General features: G+C 69.5%; 12 protein-coding genes and 1 pseudogene. 8 read left to right on the top strand and 5 right to left on the bottom strand.

All coding sequences use genetic code 11. From position 1 onward, the window contains the following. Positions 1–186: 186 nt before the first annotated feature. Positions 187–810 carry a DedA family protein gene (locus tag FHR32_RS23220; RefSeq protein WP_184756229.1) on the top strand — a complete coding sequence of 208 codons (624 nt, stop codon included), beginning with the start codon at positions 187–189 and terminating at the stop codon, positions 808–810. Between the two features lie 30 nt (positions 811–840). Here FHR32_RS23220 and FHR32_RS23215 read toward each other — a convergent pair whose 3' ends face one another. Then, positions 841–1,242: a lipocalin-like domain-containing protein gene (locus FHR32_RS23215; protein ID WP_184756228.1), complete on the bottom strand. Its 402-nt coding sequence runs from the start codon at positions 1,240–1,242 to the stop codon at positions 841–843. A 212-nt stretch (positions 1,243–1,454) separates the two neighbouring features. On the opposite strand from FHR32_RS23215, the gene FHR32_RS47330 reads away from it, so the two are divergent. The 5 genes from FHR32_RS47330 (at position 1,455) to FHR32_RS43075 (ending at position 6,375) form a co-directional block, all read left to right on the top strand. Beyond that, entirely contained in the window at positions 1,455–1,820 is a 366-nt protein-coding gene (locus FHR32_RS47330) for a glycosyltransferase (protein WP_184756689.1), read from the top strand. 31 nt (positions 1,821–1,851) lie between these two features. Then, complete coding sequence (locus FHR32_RS23205) at positions 1,852–2,514, top strand: DUF998 domain-containing protein (RefSeq protein ID WP_184756227.1); 663 nt, start codon at positions 1,852–1,854, stop codon at positions 2,512–2,514. A 147-nt stretch (positions 2,515–2,661) separates the two neighbouring features. Further along, positions 2,662–3,594, top strand: coding sequence for an acyl-ACP desaturase (locus tag FHR32_RS23200; protein WP_184756226.1), 933 nt, complete (start codon positions 2,662–2,664; stop codon positions 3,592–3,594). A gap of 320 nt (positions 3,595–3,914) precedes the next feature. Continuing rightward, positions 3,915–4,523 (top strand): hypothetical protein, encoded by a 609-nt coding sequence (locus tag FHR32_RS23195; RefSeq protein WP_184756225.1) that lies wholly within the window; start codon positions 3,915–3,917, stop codon positions 4,521–4,523. Further along, positions 4,471–6,375, top strand: a complete 1,905-nt coding sequence (locus FHR32_RS43075) for an MFS transporter (protein ID WP_221465521.1) — start codon at positions 4,471–4,473, stop codon at positions 6,373–6,375. Before FHR32_RS23195 ends, FHR32_RS43075 begins: the two co-directional genes overlap by 53 nt. A gap of 85 nt (positions 6,376–6,460) precedes the next feature. Here FHR32_RS43075 and FHR32_RS23185 read toward each other — a convergent pair whose 3' ends face one another. The 4 genes and pseudogenes from FHR32_RS23185 to FHR32_RS23170 form a co-directional block, all read right to left on the bottom strand. Beyond that, the gene (locus FHR32_RS23185; RefSeq protein WP_184756224.1) at positions 6,461–7,678 is read right to left on the bottom strand and encodes an MFS transporter; all 1,218 of its coding nucleotides are present in this window, start codon (positions 7,676–7,678) and stop codon (positions 6,461–6,463) included. A gap of 281 nt (positions 7,679–7,959) precedes the next feature. Beyond that, on the bottom strand, positions 7,960–8,760 hold the full coding sequence (locus FHR32_RS23180; protein ID WP_376773379.1) for an HARBI1 family protein: 801 nt from the start codon (positions 8,758–8,760) through the stop codon (positions 7,960–7,962). 628 nt (positions 8,761–9,388) lie between these two features. Continuing rightward, positions 9,389–10,597 (bottom strand): annotated as a pseudogene (locus FHR32_RS23175) (RNA-guided endonuclease InsQ/TnpB family protein); the annotation flags it as partial. A 131-nt stretch (positions 10,598–10,728) separates the two neighbouring features. Continuing rightward, on the bottom strand, positions 10,729–11,964 hold the full coding sequence (locus FHR32_RS23170; protein WP_184756221.1) for an NAD(P)/FAD-dependent oxidoreductase: 1,236 nt from the start codon (positions 11,962–11,964) through the stop codon (positions 10,729–10,731). Between the two features lie 153 nt (positions 11,965–12,117). Here FHR32_RS23170 and FHR32_RS23165 point away from each other — a divergent pair, with 153 nt between their 5' ends. Further along, positions 12,118–12,801 (top strand): pentapeptide repeat-containing protein, encoded by a 684-nt coding sequence (locus tag FHR32_RS23165; RefSeq protein WP_184756220.1) that lies wholly within the window; start codon positions 12,118–12,120, stop codon positions 12,799–12,801. A gap of 376 nt (positions 12,802–13,177) precedes the next feature. Further along, positions 13,178–13,837 (top strand): hypothetical protein, encoded by a 660-nt coding sequence (locus FHR32_RS23160; RefSeq protein WP_184756219.1) that lies wholly within the window; start codon positions 13,178–13,180, stop codon positions 13,835–13,837. The last annotated feature ends 164 nt before the right edge of the window (positions 13,838–14,001 follow it).

The following is a 14,001-nucleotide window of genomic DNA, read 5'->3' as shown; positions in this document are numbered from 1 at the left end:
TAGGGGGCCGGGGCAGCCGTTCGCGGGATGCGGCGGACCCCGCCCGATTTCTAGGTTCGGCGGGACGGATCCCTGAGGGATCTCAGGGGCACGGTCCGCGGACTTCGGGGGCCTCCCCCGATGTCCGGAGACCGGCGGACCGTCAGCGTGCTGGAAGAGAGCCCCGACAGCCCAAGGAGCACGACCGTGACACAGGCCATTCTGGACACCCTGCATGATGTGATGACATCACCCTGGATCTATCCGGCGCTGTTCGCGCTGGCGATGCTCGACGGGTTCTTCCCTGTGGTGCCCGCCGAGACGTCCGTCATCACGGTGGGCGTGTTCGCCGCCTCCACCGGCGCGCCGGACCTCGGGCTGGTGATCGTGGTGGCGGCGCTGGGCGCGTTCGCGGGCGACCATGTCTCCTACGCCATCGGGCGCACCGCCGGCAGCCGGCTGCGCGGGGGCAGGCGGAGCGGCAAGGCCTTCGCCTGGGCGGAGAGGGCGCTGGCCGAGCGGGGCGGGCTGGTCCTGGTGGTGGCCCGCTACATTCCGGGCGGCCGTACCGCCTGCACCCTCACCATGGGGGCGGTCACCTACCCCCGGCGCTCGTTCGCTCTCTTCGACGGCGTCGCCGCCGTCTCCTGGGCGCTCTACTCGGCGCTGATCGGCTATGTGGGCGGCGCGGCCTTCGAGAACGACCCGGTCAAGGGTCTGCTGCTCGGCCTGGGCATCGCTCTGTCGATCACCGCGGTGGTCGAGATGGTCCGGCATGTGCGGCGCCGCCGTACCGCCGGGGAGCCGGCCCTCGCCGGCCCGCGTGACTGACCGCCGCGCCGCTCCTGCTCCGACCGGAGCTCAGGCCCGCCTCCAGATCAGGGTGTGCCACCTGCCCTCCTCGGCGGCGGCCAGGACGAGCCGGTCACCGTCGAAGTTCATCTCGCGGATCTGGATGGTGCCGGTGAAGGACGGGTTGAGTGCCACCTCGACATCGTGGACCACCTGGCCGTCACGGACCTCGTAGCGGCCCGAATAGCAGAAGAACGACGCGAAGGCCTCGGCCCGCGTCTGGAGCGGGGCCTGCCGGGGGACGGCTCCGGGCAGCGGCGGGCGCCCGGCCCTCGCGACGGTCACGCTCACATAGCCGTCGGGGGTGTAGCAGAGCAGCCCCACCGCGTCGCGGCCGAAAGGGTGGGAGGTTCGACCGCCCGCACGAGTGGTCCGCCACTCGACCAGCCGCCAGGCTCCGACCAGATTCATGCCCGCGAAACTACGATAAACGAAGCCAGACGGTCAACAGCCCCCGACCTTGATATCAGGGAATCCCCGCCGAAGTCAGGGAGAACCCCTATGGCTCCGGCGTCGCCGGACGCGGGACGCTGCTACCAGCCCACCGGAAGACCACTCCCGGACGCCCCGACGAGGCGTTCCGGCCACCTCGCCATGTCTTCATCTGCCTGAGAGGGGTGCGCATGACTGTACTGGCGGCAGGCCTGGCCTTGCTGGCATCGCTGTTCTTCGCACTCGGCGCCGCACTGCAGCAGTTCGAGGCGGCCGGTACGGCTCAGGCCACTCTGCGTCACCTGATCCGACGTCCGCGATGGCTGCTCGCCGGCAAGGGTTTCACCCGTCCGGTGGAGCCGGTCTCGTGCGGCATCGACCTCGGCAGGTTCCAGCCGGGTGACGTCAAGGCGCTGGCCCGCCACCTCGACGACCTGCTCCGCTCCCCCGGCCTGCGCGCCACCATGGGCGCGGCGAGCCGCGCGATCGCACTGACCCACGACCACCAGGCATCCCTCGCCCGGTTCGAGGCGATCTACCGGAAGGTGGCGCGATGAGCTACGAGACGTTCCCTCAGGAGATGACACGATGAGCGAGGACCAGGTACGGCGCTGGCCCGGGATGGCCGGCGCGGCCGCCGCCATGGCCCTGACGGCCTACGCGCACCTCGCCGCCGCCGGCACGGTGGACCCGCTGACCGGCCCGGTCAGCGACTACGCGCTGCTCGACGCCAGCGCGTGGGCGATGGCCGGCGGCACGATCACCCTGGCCATGAGCGCGATATGGGTCGCGTACGGCCTGACGCGGGTGGACCCGGCGCGGAGCGCCGCGGCGCGTGTGCTGCTCGTCGCGGGAGCGCTGGGGCTCCTGCTCACCGCGGTGTTCCCCGCCGGTACGGCCTCCGGTGTCACCTCGGCCGCCGGGGAGATCCACCGCTGGTCGGCGGCGGTGGTCTTCACCGCGCTGCCCTGCGCGGGCTGGATGCTGGGCCGCCGGTTCCGGATCCCGGCGCTGTCGGCCGTCAGCGCGGCGTCGGCGGCGCTCCTGGCCGTGTTCCTGGCGGCGCACCCCGGGTCGCCGACCGCGGACCTGGTCAACGGTCCCGGCTACTACGGCCTGGTCGAACGCCTGTTGATGCTCAGCGAGATGGCCCTGATCCTCCTGTCCGCCCGGAGCGCGGGGAGGCGCCCGGCTCTCCCTGCCGGTCTTCGGGGTGCCGTGGTGGCGGTTCCCGCGCAGCGGACCGCATGAGGGGCGCGGACCCGGCCCGGCGTTCACAGCGCCACAACCGGCCGCCAACCCCAGACAGTAATAAAGGGCTACACACCTCACTTACCGGGCCTCGCTTTACCTACGCTAACGTAGGTTACGGTTCCGTAGTCTGTGAGGGAGAGCCTTATGCGAGAGTTCAGTCAGACCGAGCTGCTGCTTGAACTTGAACCCGTCGTCGCCGGAGAGCTGGACCGGCACCACAAAGTCGCCAAGGAGTGGTTTCCGCACGAGTACGTCCCGTGGTCCCAGGGCAGGGACTACGACGGCGTCTTCGACGGCGAGGCGTGGGTCGAGACCGACTCCAAGCTCCCCGAAGAGGCGCGGGTCTCCCTCATCGTCAACCTGCTGACCGAGGACAACCTCCCCAGCTACCACCATGAGATCGCCACCGCCTTCGGCCGCGACGCCGCCTGGGGCACCTGGGTCCACCGGTGGACCGCCGAGGAGGGCCGCCACGGCACCGCCATCCGCGACTATCTGACGGTCACCCGCGCGGTCGACCCGGTCGCCCTGGAGCGTGCCCGCATGCTGCACATGGGAGAGGGGTTCACCAACTCCTACGAGGGCGTGCTCCACTCGCTGGCCTACGTCTCCTTCCAGGAGCTGGCCACCCGCATCTCGCACCGCAACACCGGCAGGGCCTCCCAGGACCCGAACTGCGAGCGCCTGCTCGCCAGGATCGCCGCCGACGAGAACCTGCACATGCTCTTCTACCGCAACCTGCTCAACGCGGCCTTCCAGCTCGCTCCGGGCCAGACGATGCGCGCCGTCACCGATGTGGTGACCACCTTCCAGATGCCCGGCACCGGGATCGAGGGGTTCACCCGCAAGGCGATGACCATCGCCAACGCCGGAATCTACGACCTGCGCCTGCACCTCGACGACGTCCTGATGCCCGTCCTGCGCCAGTGGGCCGTCTTCGACATGAAGGACCTGGACGCCGACGGTGAGAAGGCCCGCGAGGAGCTGTCGGACTTCCTCGCCCGCCTGGAGGTCTCCGCCTCCCGCTTCGTCGAGCGCCGCGAGGCCCGCCGCGCCCGCCAGGCCGCCGGCGCCTGACTTCTTCTCCGGGTCCCCGGGGCCGTCCGGAAACGGTCCCGGGAACCCCGCGCACCGCAGTCGCACAACGGCGCCGGATGGCAGCGCTCCCCGGCGCCGCCACGCAAGAAGTCCTCGGACGGTCGCCTGAGCTCGACCATCGAGGAGCCCCTCGCTTGACGCTTAGCACTGTGGGATGTCTTCGGAAGTAGGGGTCCGAGGAACATCGAAACCGGATCGTGCGCTAAGCCTTGTCCGTGCGCGTCAGCGCCGTGCGGTCTTCCACTGACGGCGCCTGGCTGGCGCCGGTCAGTCGAGTGCCTGCCCTAGAGTCGTCCCTCATGGGGGCCGACATAGACGGCGTGATCGAGAGCCGTTCGACCGGCGGGCGCTGGGAGGTCGAGGTCGACCTGCTGGATTTCCGGCTGGGGCGGGACCACGACGCGTGGGACTGTCTCTTCGGCGTCAGCGGGGCATGGGGTGTGGAGCGTCCGCTCTTCGCCTACCGGGGTCTTCCGAGCGACGTCTCGGATCCGGTACGGGAGACCGGCATCGGCGACTACCAACACAGCCATACGTACGCCACCTGGGCCGAAGTCGCCGCGGTCGACTGGGACGCGCCACTCGCCGACGGGCCCGCCTGGTCCTGGGTGGGTGAGTGGCGGCCGGGCGAGGACGGCGAGCTCGCCCCGCGTGTCGTAGAGGCAACGCCCGAGCTGGGCGAGGCGGCGGCCGACGCCTTCGGCGGGCATCTGCTCCTCGCACCGTCGAAGTGGCCGCCGGGCGGCGAGGTGCATCTGAACGGCGTACTGTACCGGCCGGTGGTCCTCACGGCGCGGATGCTCGCGCCTCCGGACGAGGAGCGCTGGGCTCCGGTCTGGCAGGCGATGCGGGATCTTGCCGCCGAGTACGGGGACGAGAACGTACGCCTGGTCGTCTGGTTCGGCTGAGGCCGCTTCCTACGGCCTGCGAACCCCAGCCGGTTGTGATCCCTGCGCTTGCCCTCGATCACCTCCATGCCAGCGTCATCGAGGAAGAGGAAGAAGTACTTTTCCCGCAAGGCTCCCCAGCTACGGCAGGGCCGAAGACCTGGCGGGGATCATCATCGTGTTGATCATCGCGGGCTCGGCCGCGTTCGCCGGGTACGAGGCCGTCAAGCGCCTGATCAACCCCCAAGACGTCCAAGCGCTCGGCTTCCCGCTCGCCGACCCGATCGTCGGCCTGCTGATCACTGTGGCGATCTTGTTTGTCCTGCGTGACGCGGCCCGCGAGATCTATCACCGGCTCATGGACGCGGTCGACCCCAAGCTGGTCGCGCAGGCCGGGCACATCCTCACCCAGGTGCCCGAGGTCGAGCGGGTCGGTTCGGTACGGCTGCGCTGGCTCGGTCACGTGCTACGGGCCGAGGTCGACATCGTGGTGCGTCACGACCTTTCGCTCCTGCAGGCGCACGCCGTGGCCGTGGAGGCCGAGCATCGGCTCATCCACGACCTGCCGCGGCTGCGCGCCGCCACCGTGCACGCCGATCCCGACGGTCCGGCCGGCACTGACCATCATGCCGTCCTCCCCACTCATCGGCAGCACGGGCGAAAGGCCAGGTCAGGCCGCATTGTCGGTAGCATGTGCGAACATCACCCCTTTGCCGGCGTCCACGGGGGGAACGAGTTGCTGAGAGCATTGCCGAAGGCGGCCAGGGCGCTGATGTGGGTGCGGATCCTCAACGCGCTCGGCGCCTACGCGCTGTCGTTCCTGGCGGTGCTGGCCGGGCCGGAGCTCGCCCCGGTGGCGTTGGCCGTGTTCGGGGTCACGGCGCTGGCCTCGCGCTGGGCGGGGGCGTTCCTGCTGGATCGTTTCTCCCCCCGCGGCGTGCTGGCCGCCGGGCTGGCCGCGACCGGCCTGGCGTTGATCGCGCTGACGCTGGCGCAGGGCCCGGCGCAGGTGCTGGCCGCGATCGCGCTGGTCGGGCTCGCCTTCGAGCTGTATGAGCCGGCCAGCCAGGAACTGCTGGCACGGGCGAGCTCGGGCGAGCAGCGCCACGCGACGTACGCGGTGATGGGGGTGGTGCTGTCGGCGGGCGGAGCGGCGGCGGGGCTGCTGGCGGCGGTGTTGCTACCGCTGGGGGTGCGCTGGCTGGTGGCCGTCGACGCGCTCACCTGCCTGATGGCGGCCGCCGTGGCGGTGGTGTTCCTGCCACGTGAAGACGGCGCGCGCGGCGCGCGCGGCGCGCGGCGCGACACAGTGGGCGGCCGCTGGCGCCCGCCGGCGGCGCTGATGCGCCTGACCGTGGCGGGCACCGCGTTCGCGGTGGGCTACCTGGCGGTGATGATGTACCTGCCGCTGGCCCTGCTGGAGCGGGGTGCACCGGCCTGGGTTCCCGGTCTGACACTGGCAGGCGCCGCAATACTGGCGCCACTTGCCCTGTGGGCGGCCAGGCGGCTGCTGGCCGGACGCGCCCACGGGGTGATCCTCGGCGTGGGGACGCTGCTGCTGGCCGGGCTCGCGCTCGTCATGGCCCTGACCACCAGCACCCCGCTCACCATCGCCTCCTATCTGGCCTGCACCGCGGTCAACAGCGTGCTGCTCGGCCGCTGGCAGTCGGTGGTCGCCGACGCCGCCCCAGAACCCGATCGGCCGCGCTGGTTCGCCTTTCAGGGATCGTCATGGGGTGTGGCTCAACCCGCGGTCCCGCCGCTGGCCGCGCTGGCCGGCGGAGTCGTGGGCACTGCGGGGGCCGGCGCCTTCCTGGCCGCGGGTGTGGCGTTCCTGCTCGTGCCGTTCATCTTGCGACGCGTCACGACGTGACGACCTTCCACACCGGCTTTACCTCTGAGGCGCGGGCAGGGCGGGACCTCGATCCACCGGCGTGCGGAGCAGGGGCGTGGACGCCTCAGGCGATGGGGGCCGGTTCGTGGGCCCGCGACCGGCCGGTTGCGGGCTTCAGGCTGCGCAGGAAGGTCAGGATCAGCAGGGCCACGAGGCCGGTGGTGACCGGCGGGACCAGGAAGGCCGCGCTGGGGTCGGAGCGGTCCACGAGCTGGCCGGCGACGGCCGCGCCGGCGGCGATGCCCAGGCCGACCGAGCCGTTGAGCCAGGTGAACGCCTCAGTCCTGACCTCGGCGGGCACCAGGGTCTCGACCAGGGTGTAGCCGGTGATGACGGCGGGGGCGATGACGAGACCGGCCACGGCCGCCCCGCCGTACAGCATGGGGATGGAACCGGCGAGGGTCAGTGCGGCGGTGGCGGCGGAGAGCAGGCCGACGGTGGCCGCCAGCCGGACAGGGGCGCCGATCCGCCAGCCGACGACGCCGTAGAGGACGCCTCCGGCGACGCTGGCGCCGGAGAAGGTCGCGTAGATCGGACCGGCCGCGGAAGCCTGGCCGAGCGCGGCGGTGGAGGAGGTGATGCCGACCTGGAGGCTGCCGAAGACGGTGCCGAGCGCGACGAAGGCCGACGCGAGCACGGCCATGCCGCGCAGCCGCAGCACCCCCCTCTGGGAGCGGACCCGGACCGGCATCGGCTCGGGGGCGCCCTCGCCGACCGCGGCGAACACCAGCGTCCCCGCCACGACCATGACCAGCGCCGCCAGCAGCGCCCAGACGGGCGAGAAACCGGTCGAGACCGCCACCAGCAGCACCGGGGCGAGGGTGAAGGTCAGCTCGTCGGTGATGGACTCGACGGCGAAGGCCGTACCGAGCCTGCCGGAGCCGCCGAGCAGGTGCGCCCAGCGGACCCGGACCATCGAGCCGACCTGCGGCATCGAGGCGCCGGCCAGCGCCGAGAGGACCACCAGCGAGAGCGCCGGGGCGTGCGAGGCGGCGAGCGCCAGCAGGACGCCCAGCGCGACGGCGTGCACCCCGACCTGCGGGACCAGCACCCTCGGCTGGCCGTACCGGTCGGCGAGCCGCCCCGTCTGCGGGCCGACGACCGCCTGGGAGACCGCGGCCGCCGCGGCCGCGACCCCCGCCACGCCGTAGGAGCCGGTGGACCACTGCACCAGCAGGAGGACGCCGAGCTGCAACATGGCGTACGGCAGGCGCGCCACGAATGCGGGGACGAGGAAACGCCAGGCACCAGGTGAGCCGAGCACGGCGAAGTAGGACTTCATCAGTCTCCGTCCGAGTCCAGACGGAGCGCTGCCCGGTCCGGGAGCGCACCGTCGTGGTGGGCTTCGACCGGGGTAGATACCGCTGGTAGCGGCCGCCGTGCGGTCATTGCATGTATTCGTTCAGAACACAACAATCAGACATCTTAAGCCACGAAACGGACTCAGAGGGTCCGCGGACGGTCGGCTGCGGTCCGGGCGCGGGAGGGCGAAGGTCGGTTATGACCCGGCGATATACCTAATGAACCTTTCCGTGTAACCGCTGGTTGCGGTTCGTGATCGCCTTACACGATCCGTCCGTGCTCCAGCTGGAGCAGGACGAGGGCTGCGGCGGCGATTTGGGTGATCCGGCTCGGGTCGAGGCTGACTCGCCGCAAGGCTTTGAACGTGGTCTTGAGCAGGGTGTTTGCCCGTTCGCCGATCCCATGGATGCCCCGTATGAGCTGGTTGAAAGCGCGCTGAGCCTCGGTGAGTTCGCCGTCCTTAGGCTTCTTGAACGGCATCCTGAACACCTCCCTGGCCCCCTCGTAGCCCAGGTCGGTGAGCGTGATCAGGCCGGTCTCGGTCGCGGTGAGCGACAGGTCCTCCAGCAGGCCGTGGGTGCGGGCGCAGGTCATGTCGTGCTCCCGGCCCGGCCGGACCGCCGACACCCAGATCGGCCAGCCGTCCGGCGTGGAGACGACTTGAACGTTGCCGCCGTGGTGCTTGTGCTTGCCCGACCAGTACAGGTCGGCGCCGTTGGGCCCGGAGGTGGAGATTCGGTCGGTGTAGATCAGCGTGCCGTCCAGGTTGAGATGCGTCAGCCCGGCCTTGGCTGCGCTCTCCAACGCGGTCTTCAGGTCCGGGGCCTGCGCCGCCAGGACATCGATGCCCTCGTGCAGCAGCCGGTAGGCCGTCGATCTACCGATGTGGTTGTCACAGGTCAGCTGCTTGATGCGGGTGCCATTGAGAAACCACCGGAGCACCATCACGGCCTGCTTGAAGCAACTCAGCGCTCGCCGGTTCCTGCGCGTGCCGATCATCTGTCGGTGCTGCTGGAGCAGGTGCGACAGGTGTAGCGCGGTCTCCCGGCGGACGTCGAGCACGGCGGTATAGGTGATACTGGACGGCAAGTGAAGCCTCTCGCTGTGAACTTGATCTCTTCGCAAAGACCAGTTCTAGCAGGGGCTTCACCCATGTCCGGGGCCAGGAGGCGAGAACGATCCAGGGGCTACGCAGCGTGATCGACGATCACCGGGAAAGGTTCAGTCATTGTGGAATGGCACAAGAAGTCGAACGGTTGGGTACGCGACTGGTTGCTGACGAGCCGGCACGGAAAATGGATCTCGCGTCCCTGGTCCAACGACAGACACAACTGGGGCTCTGCCACCACCACCCCGGCCGTCGTGTATCGAGGACTCTGCACCTTCACTTCCAGCTATGAAGGCTGACAGTCCTAACCCGACGTGAAGCATGCGGAGCGGGCGGGAAATTCACGGAACTGCCCGCTCCGCCCGGAACGAGATCAGCAGGCACTCACCGACCTCGACGCGGCAAGCGCTCAACCGCCGGACAACACACCCACCTCACTGCGAAACGGTCCGTGAACCGTGGGATGCAGGGCGGACCACCGGATGTCTCGGGGATCCACCTCCGCTTGCCCCCTTGAGCCGTGGCTTGTTGACTTCCTCCCCACGGCTGAAGCCGGGGGATTCCCACCCTCACGGGTGGAGTTTCCTGCTTCACCGCCAGTCGCCCGCCGGGCCTGCGCCCTTGAGGTCTTACACCGGCTCCACAGGCGTTTCACCTCTCCGCCAGCCCGGCGGCGAGGATGTTCTTCGCGGCGTTCACATCACGGTCATGGACCACGCCACAGGCGCACACCCAGTCGCGGACGTTCAGCGGCATGAACCGCTGGAGCGCGCCGCACGCCGAGCACAGCTTCGAGGAGGGAAACCACCGGTCCACCACCAGCAGCTCCCGCCCGTACCACTGCGCCTTGTACTCCAGCATGGTGCGCATCTGCCGCCAGCTCGCATCGGAGATCGCGCGGGCCAGGCTGTGGTTTTTCACCAGGTTACGCACGGTGAGATCCTCGATCACGACCACTTGGTTCTCGCGGACGATCGCGGTGGTGAGCTTGTGCAGGACATCGCGGCGACGGTCGGTGATCCGGGCATGCACCCGGGCGACCTTCACCCTCGCCCTGTCCCGATTCGCCGACCCCTTCTCCTTGCGGGCCGGTATCCGCTGCGCGCGGGCGAGTCTCCTGCGGTCGGCGCGTTCGTGGCGGGGGTTGGTGACCTTGCCGTCGTCGTCGGTCACGCCCGGAATCGGACGCGACAGGGTGACCAGCGCGGTGATCCCGGCGTCCACCCCGACCATGTCCGAGGTCGGGTCCAGAGGCCGGACGGTGTCCTCACACAGGATCGACACCGACCAGCGCCCGGCCGCGTCCTTCGACACGGTCACCGTGGACGGATCGGCCCCCTCGGGCAGCGGGCGCGACCACACGATGTTCAGCGGGGCGTCCATCTTCGCCAGGGTGAGCCGCCCGTCGTGGTAGCGGAACGCCGAGCGGGTGTACTCGGCCGACAGCCGGGACTTCTTCCGGGACTTGAACGCCGGGTACCCGGCCCGCTGGGCGAAGAAGTTCGCAAACGCCGTCTGCAGGTGCCGCAACGCCTGCTGCAACGGCACCGACGACACCTCGGCCAGGAAATCCAGCTCCTCGGTGCGTTTCCACTCCGTCAGCGCGGCCGACGATTCCACGTAGGAGACCTTGCGGCCTTCCGACCGGTAGGCGCGGGTCCGCTCCTGCAGGGCCTTGTTGTAGACGAGGCGGACGCAGCCGAACGTCCGGGCAAGCTCATCAGCCTGCTCGGGGGTCGGGTAGAAGCGGAACTTGAACGCCCGCTTCACGATCTGCGCCACGCCTCGCATCGTACCGAACGATCAGCTAAAAATCGCGCGCATGTTCGATTTAAACCGTGCGGCACCGTGCCGCGTTTCCTCCCCAGGGCCAAAGCCCGGGGTCTCCACGCTGGAGGTTTTCGATGAACTCGGCCCTCCGGTCAGCCCTTGGCCAGGTCGGCCAACGGCACCGAGGGGTCGGCGAGCCGGGCGGGGTCGACCCGGCCGCCGCCGCGGATCAGGTCCTGGACCGGGCCGATGCCGTCGTCCCACTGGTTGACGTGCATCCCCGCCACGACACGGCCGCCCGCGAGCCAGAAGGCGTAGAAGGCCTGCGCCTCCAGGTCACCGCGGGTGACGACGGAGTCGTACCCACCGGGTGCGAACCAGCCGGAGAACTCCATGCCGACGTCGTACTGGTCGGTGAAGAAGTAGGGCGGCCGGTCGTAGACGACCTCCTGGCCGAGCATGGCCCTGGCCGCGGCCTGGCCGCCGTTGAGCGCGTTGGCCCAGTGTTCGACGCGGATCCGGGTGCCGTACAGCGGGTTGAAGGCGTTGGCCACATCACCCGCCGCATAGATGTCGGGGTCGCCGGTGCGCAGTGACGCGTCGACGACGATCCCGTTGTCCACGGCCAGTCCCGCCTGCTCGGCGAGCTCGGTGTTGGGGCGCACGCCGGCACCCACGATCACCACGTCCGCCGGGATCTCGACGCCGTCGTCGGTAGTCACCGCCCGGACGCGGCCGTCACCGGCGATCCCGGTCACCTTCCGGCCGAGCCGTACGTCGGCCCCCCGTCCCCGGTGCACCTCCGCGAAGAAGGCACCCATCTCCGGGCCGAGCGACGACTGCAGCGGCGCCGGCTGCGACCCGACGACGGTCACCTCGCAGCCGTAGCTCCGGGCTGCGGCGGCGGTCTCCATCCCGATCCACCCGGCGCCCGCCACGACGACCCTGCCGCCGCCGCGGATCGCCTCGCGCAACCGCTCCGAGTCGCCGACGGTGCGCAGGTAGTGCACGCCGTCCAGGTCCGCGCCGGGCACGTCGAGAGGGCGGGGGGAGGAGCCGGGGGCGAGCAGCAGCCTGTCATAGCCGAGCCGCCGGCCGTCGTCGAGCTCCACCTGGCGCCCGGCCCGGTCGATGCCCGTCACACGTCGCCCGAGCAGCAGTTCGACGGCGTTCTCCGCATACCAGCCCGCGTCATGGACGTAGATCTTGTCCCTCTCCTCCTTGCCGACCAGGTAGCCCTTCGACAGCGGAGGCCGCTCGTAGGGGCGTTCGGTCTCGGCGCCGACCAACACGACTCGGCCCTCGAACCCCTCCTCCCTCAGGGTCTGGGCCGCTTTCGCCCCGGCCAGGCTTGCTCCGACGATGACGAACGTCTGCTTGGTGGTCATGGATCACTCCTATCCGATTTCGCACCGGTTCCAACGGAGGTGGAGAACGCGCTTCGAGGACGCGCGCCGGAGACCGCCGCCTCGGTCCGGTTCCCGTGCGACACCTGCCCCGCGCGGGAACCGGACCACCCCGGCCTGGCTAAGCTCCGCCGCATGCCTTCTCACATCTCTCCTGCCCGGCCCCGGCGGCTGAAAGAGCCCCTCTCCCCCAAACTGGCGGCGTCACTCACCACCGGGGACCTCCCCGACGGGGATCTCGAGGAGGACGGCACCTACACGTCAACGGAGTTCAGGGGCGTGGATCTGACGTCGCGGGACGCGGACGGGGTCGAGTTCGACGGGTGCCGGTTCGTCGACACGCGGTTCTCGGGTACGGCGATGCGTCGGGGCGGCTTCTCCAACGTGGAACTGGAGCGCTGCGACCTGTCGGGGATGACGGCCGTCACGACGTCGATGCACCGCGCCCGGGTGTCGGCGAGCCGGTTGACCGGGATGACCTGGTCGGAGTGCGGATTCAAGGACGTGACGTTCGAGGGCTGCCGTGCCGACCTGACGGGGTTCCGGTTCTCGACCTTCAAGAACGTCGTCTTCCGCGACTGCGCCATGCCGGAGGTCAACTTCCAGAACGCGGACCTGAAAGGGGTCCGGTTCGAGCACTGCAACCTGGCGGGGGCCCAGTTCTCCGGCGCGCAGATGGAAGGGGCGCGGTTCGCCGACTGCGTGCTGCTGAGAATCAGCGGCGTGACCAGTCTCAGAGGCGTGACCATCAAGAGCCGGGACGCGCAGGGGCTGGTCTACAGCCTGGCGGGCGCCATGGGGATCACCATCGAAGAGTAGGCGGCCGCGTCGCGATGACGGACCGGGACTGGATCATGACGCCGATGTCGTCACACCCCTCTCCTTGTGCCTGAAATGCACCTGACGACAGCCTAAAAGATGAAATAAAGCATTCATCCTATTTAAATTGTTTTTTAATGCGCATGGGGCGGTCATCGCGACGGCCGGACGGGGAATTCGCTTCAGGGATCTCACAAAAAAGCAAGCTCTACGGCCGAAGAGGCGTGCAAAGTTTCGTTTACTATCCGAGTTTCCGAAGTCTCCACGCCCCCCAAGGAGAGTTTATATATTTCCTATGCCGACAAGATCGCATCGCTGGTGGGAATACCACCGAATTCCACCTGCGGAGCGCCATTTTGTATAAGGAGTATGCTGCATGCCATCGAAGCGACAATTCGCCCGGACCGCGGTGACCTGCGCCCTCGCGACGGCCACCGTCCTGAGTCTCGGAGCTTCCTCCTACGCGCAGGCCAGCACCCCAGCCACCTCGCCCGCCCCTCAGTCCCGGGCGGCGGACCCCCTCGAGCCCAAGGGCCGCGCCCTGACCGCCGCCGAGATCCGCAGGAAGGGGCTGAGCCAGTACGTCGACATGTCCAACCTGCGGGAGACCCCTCCCAGCATCGTCGACGCCTCCAGGAACAGATCCGCCGCGAACGTCCTGGCCCCCGTCAAGAGGCCCAGCAGGAACAGCAGCAGGAACTACGTCTCGGGCTGCTGGTACCTGCAGACGGGGTACGGCGCCCCCAACTTCGGGGGGACCGCCGACCACACGTGGTGCGGCGACGGCAATCGGGTCACCTACACCTCGGCGAGTTGCACCGGCGGTTCGAACGGGCCCACCACCAGGTACGAGGGCTGCCAGACCGTCGAGAGCTACGGGGTCAACTGGAACGTCTGGGACGTCACCGACCGCTGGCACTTCTGCACGCAGTACGACCCCCAGACGGGCACGTGCGCTTCCCGGATCCACCCGTGGCAGAAGAACCGCTACGGCGCCAACGGGCAGGTCTGGCTCCTGGCGTGGGGTAACAGCTAGGCGCTAGCCCCGGCCACGCACTCTCACCACGGCGACGGCGTCGACCTCTTCACGGTCGGCGCCGTCGCCGCGTTGTCCGCCCGGCGCCCCGCCGGAAGCCGCTCGGCACTCCGGGCTCCGGGCCGATTTCATCACTTGTTGACTTCTTTGATGCCCCGGCCTAG

This window comes from Streptosporangium album, assembly GCF_014203795.1.
Taxonomy (GTDB): domain Bacteria; phylum Actinomycetota; class Actinomycetes; order Streptosporangiales; family Streptosporangiaceae; genus Streptosporangium; species Streptosporangium album.
This window is presented reverse-complemented; position numbering and strand designations above follow the sequence as displayed.

Bases quoted from the DNA above. Each gene is read 5' to 3' on its own strand.
- FHR32_RS23185 (WP_184756224.1), bottom strand. From the start codon at position 7,678: ATGAAGTCCTACTTCGCCGTGCTCGGCTCACCTGGTGCCTGGCGTTTC.
- FHR32_RS23205 (WP_184756227.1), top strand. From the start codon at position 1,852: ATGAGCGAGGACCAGGTACGGCGCTGGCCCGGGATGGCCGGCGCGGCC.
- FHR32_RS23215 (WP_184756228.1), bottom strand. From the start codon at position 1,242: ATGAATCTGGTCGGAGCCTGGCGGCTGGTCGAGTGGCGGACCACTCGT.
- FHR32_RS23195 (WP_184756225.1), top strand. From the start codon at position 3,915: ATGGGGGCCGACATAGACGGCGTGATCGAGAGCCGTTCGACCGGCGGG.
- FHR32_RS23165 (WP_184756220.1), top strand. From the start codon at position 12,118: ATGCCTTCTCACATCTCTCCTGCCCGGCCCCGGCGGCTGAAAGAGCCC.
- FHR32_RS47330 (WP_184756689.1), top strand. From the start codon at position 1,455: ATGACTGTACTGGCGGCAGGCCTGGCCTTGCTGGCATCGCTGTTCTTC.
- FHR32_RS23160 (WP_184756219.1), top strand. From the start codon at position 13,178: ATGCCATCGAAGCGACAATTCGCCCGGACCGCGGTGACCTGCGCCCTC.
- FHR32_RS23200 (WP_184756226.1), top strand. From the start codon at position 2,662: ATGCGAGAGTTCAGTCAGACCGAGCTGCTGCTTGAACTTGAACCCGTC.
- FHR32_RS23170 (WP_184756221.1), bottom strand. From the start codon at position 11,964: ATGACCACCAAGCAGACGTTCGTCATCGTCGGAGCAAGCCTGGCCGGG.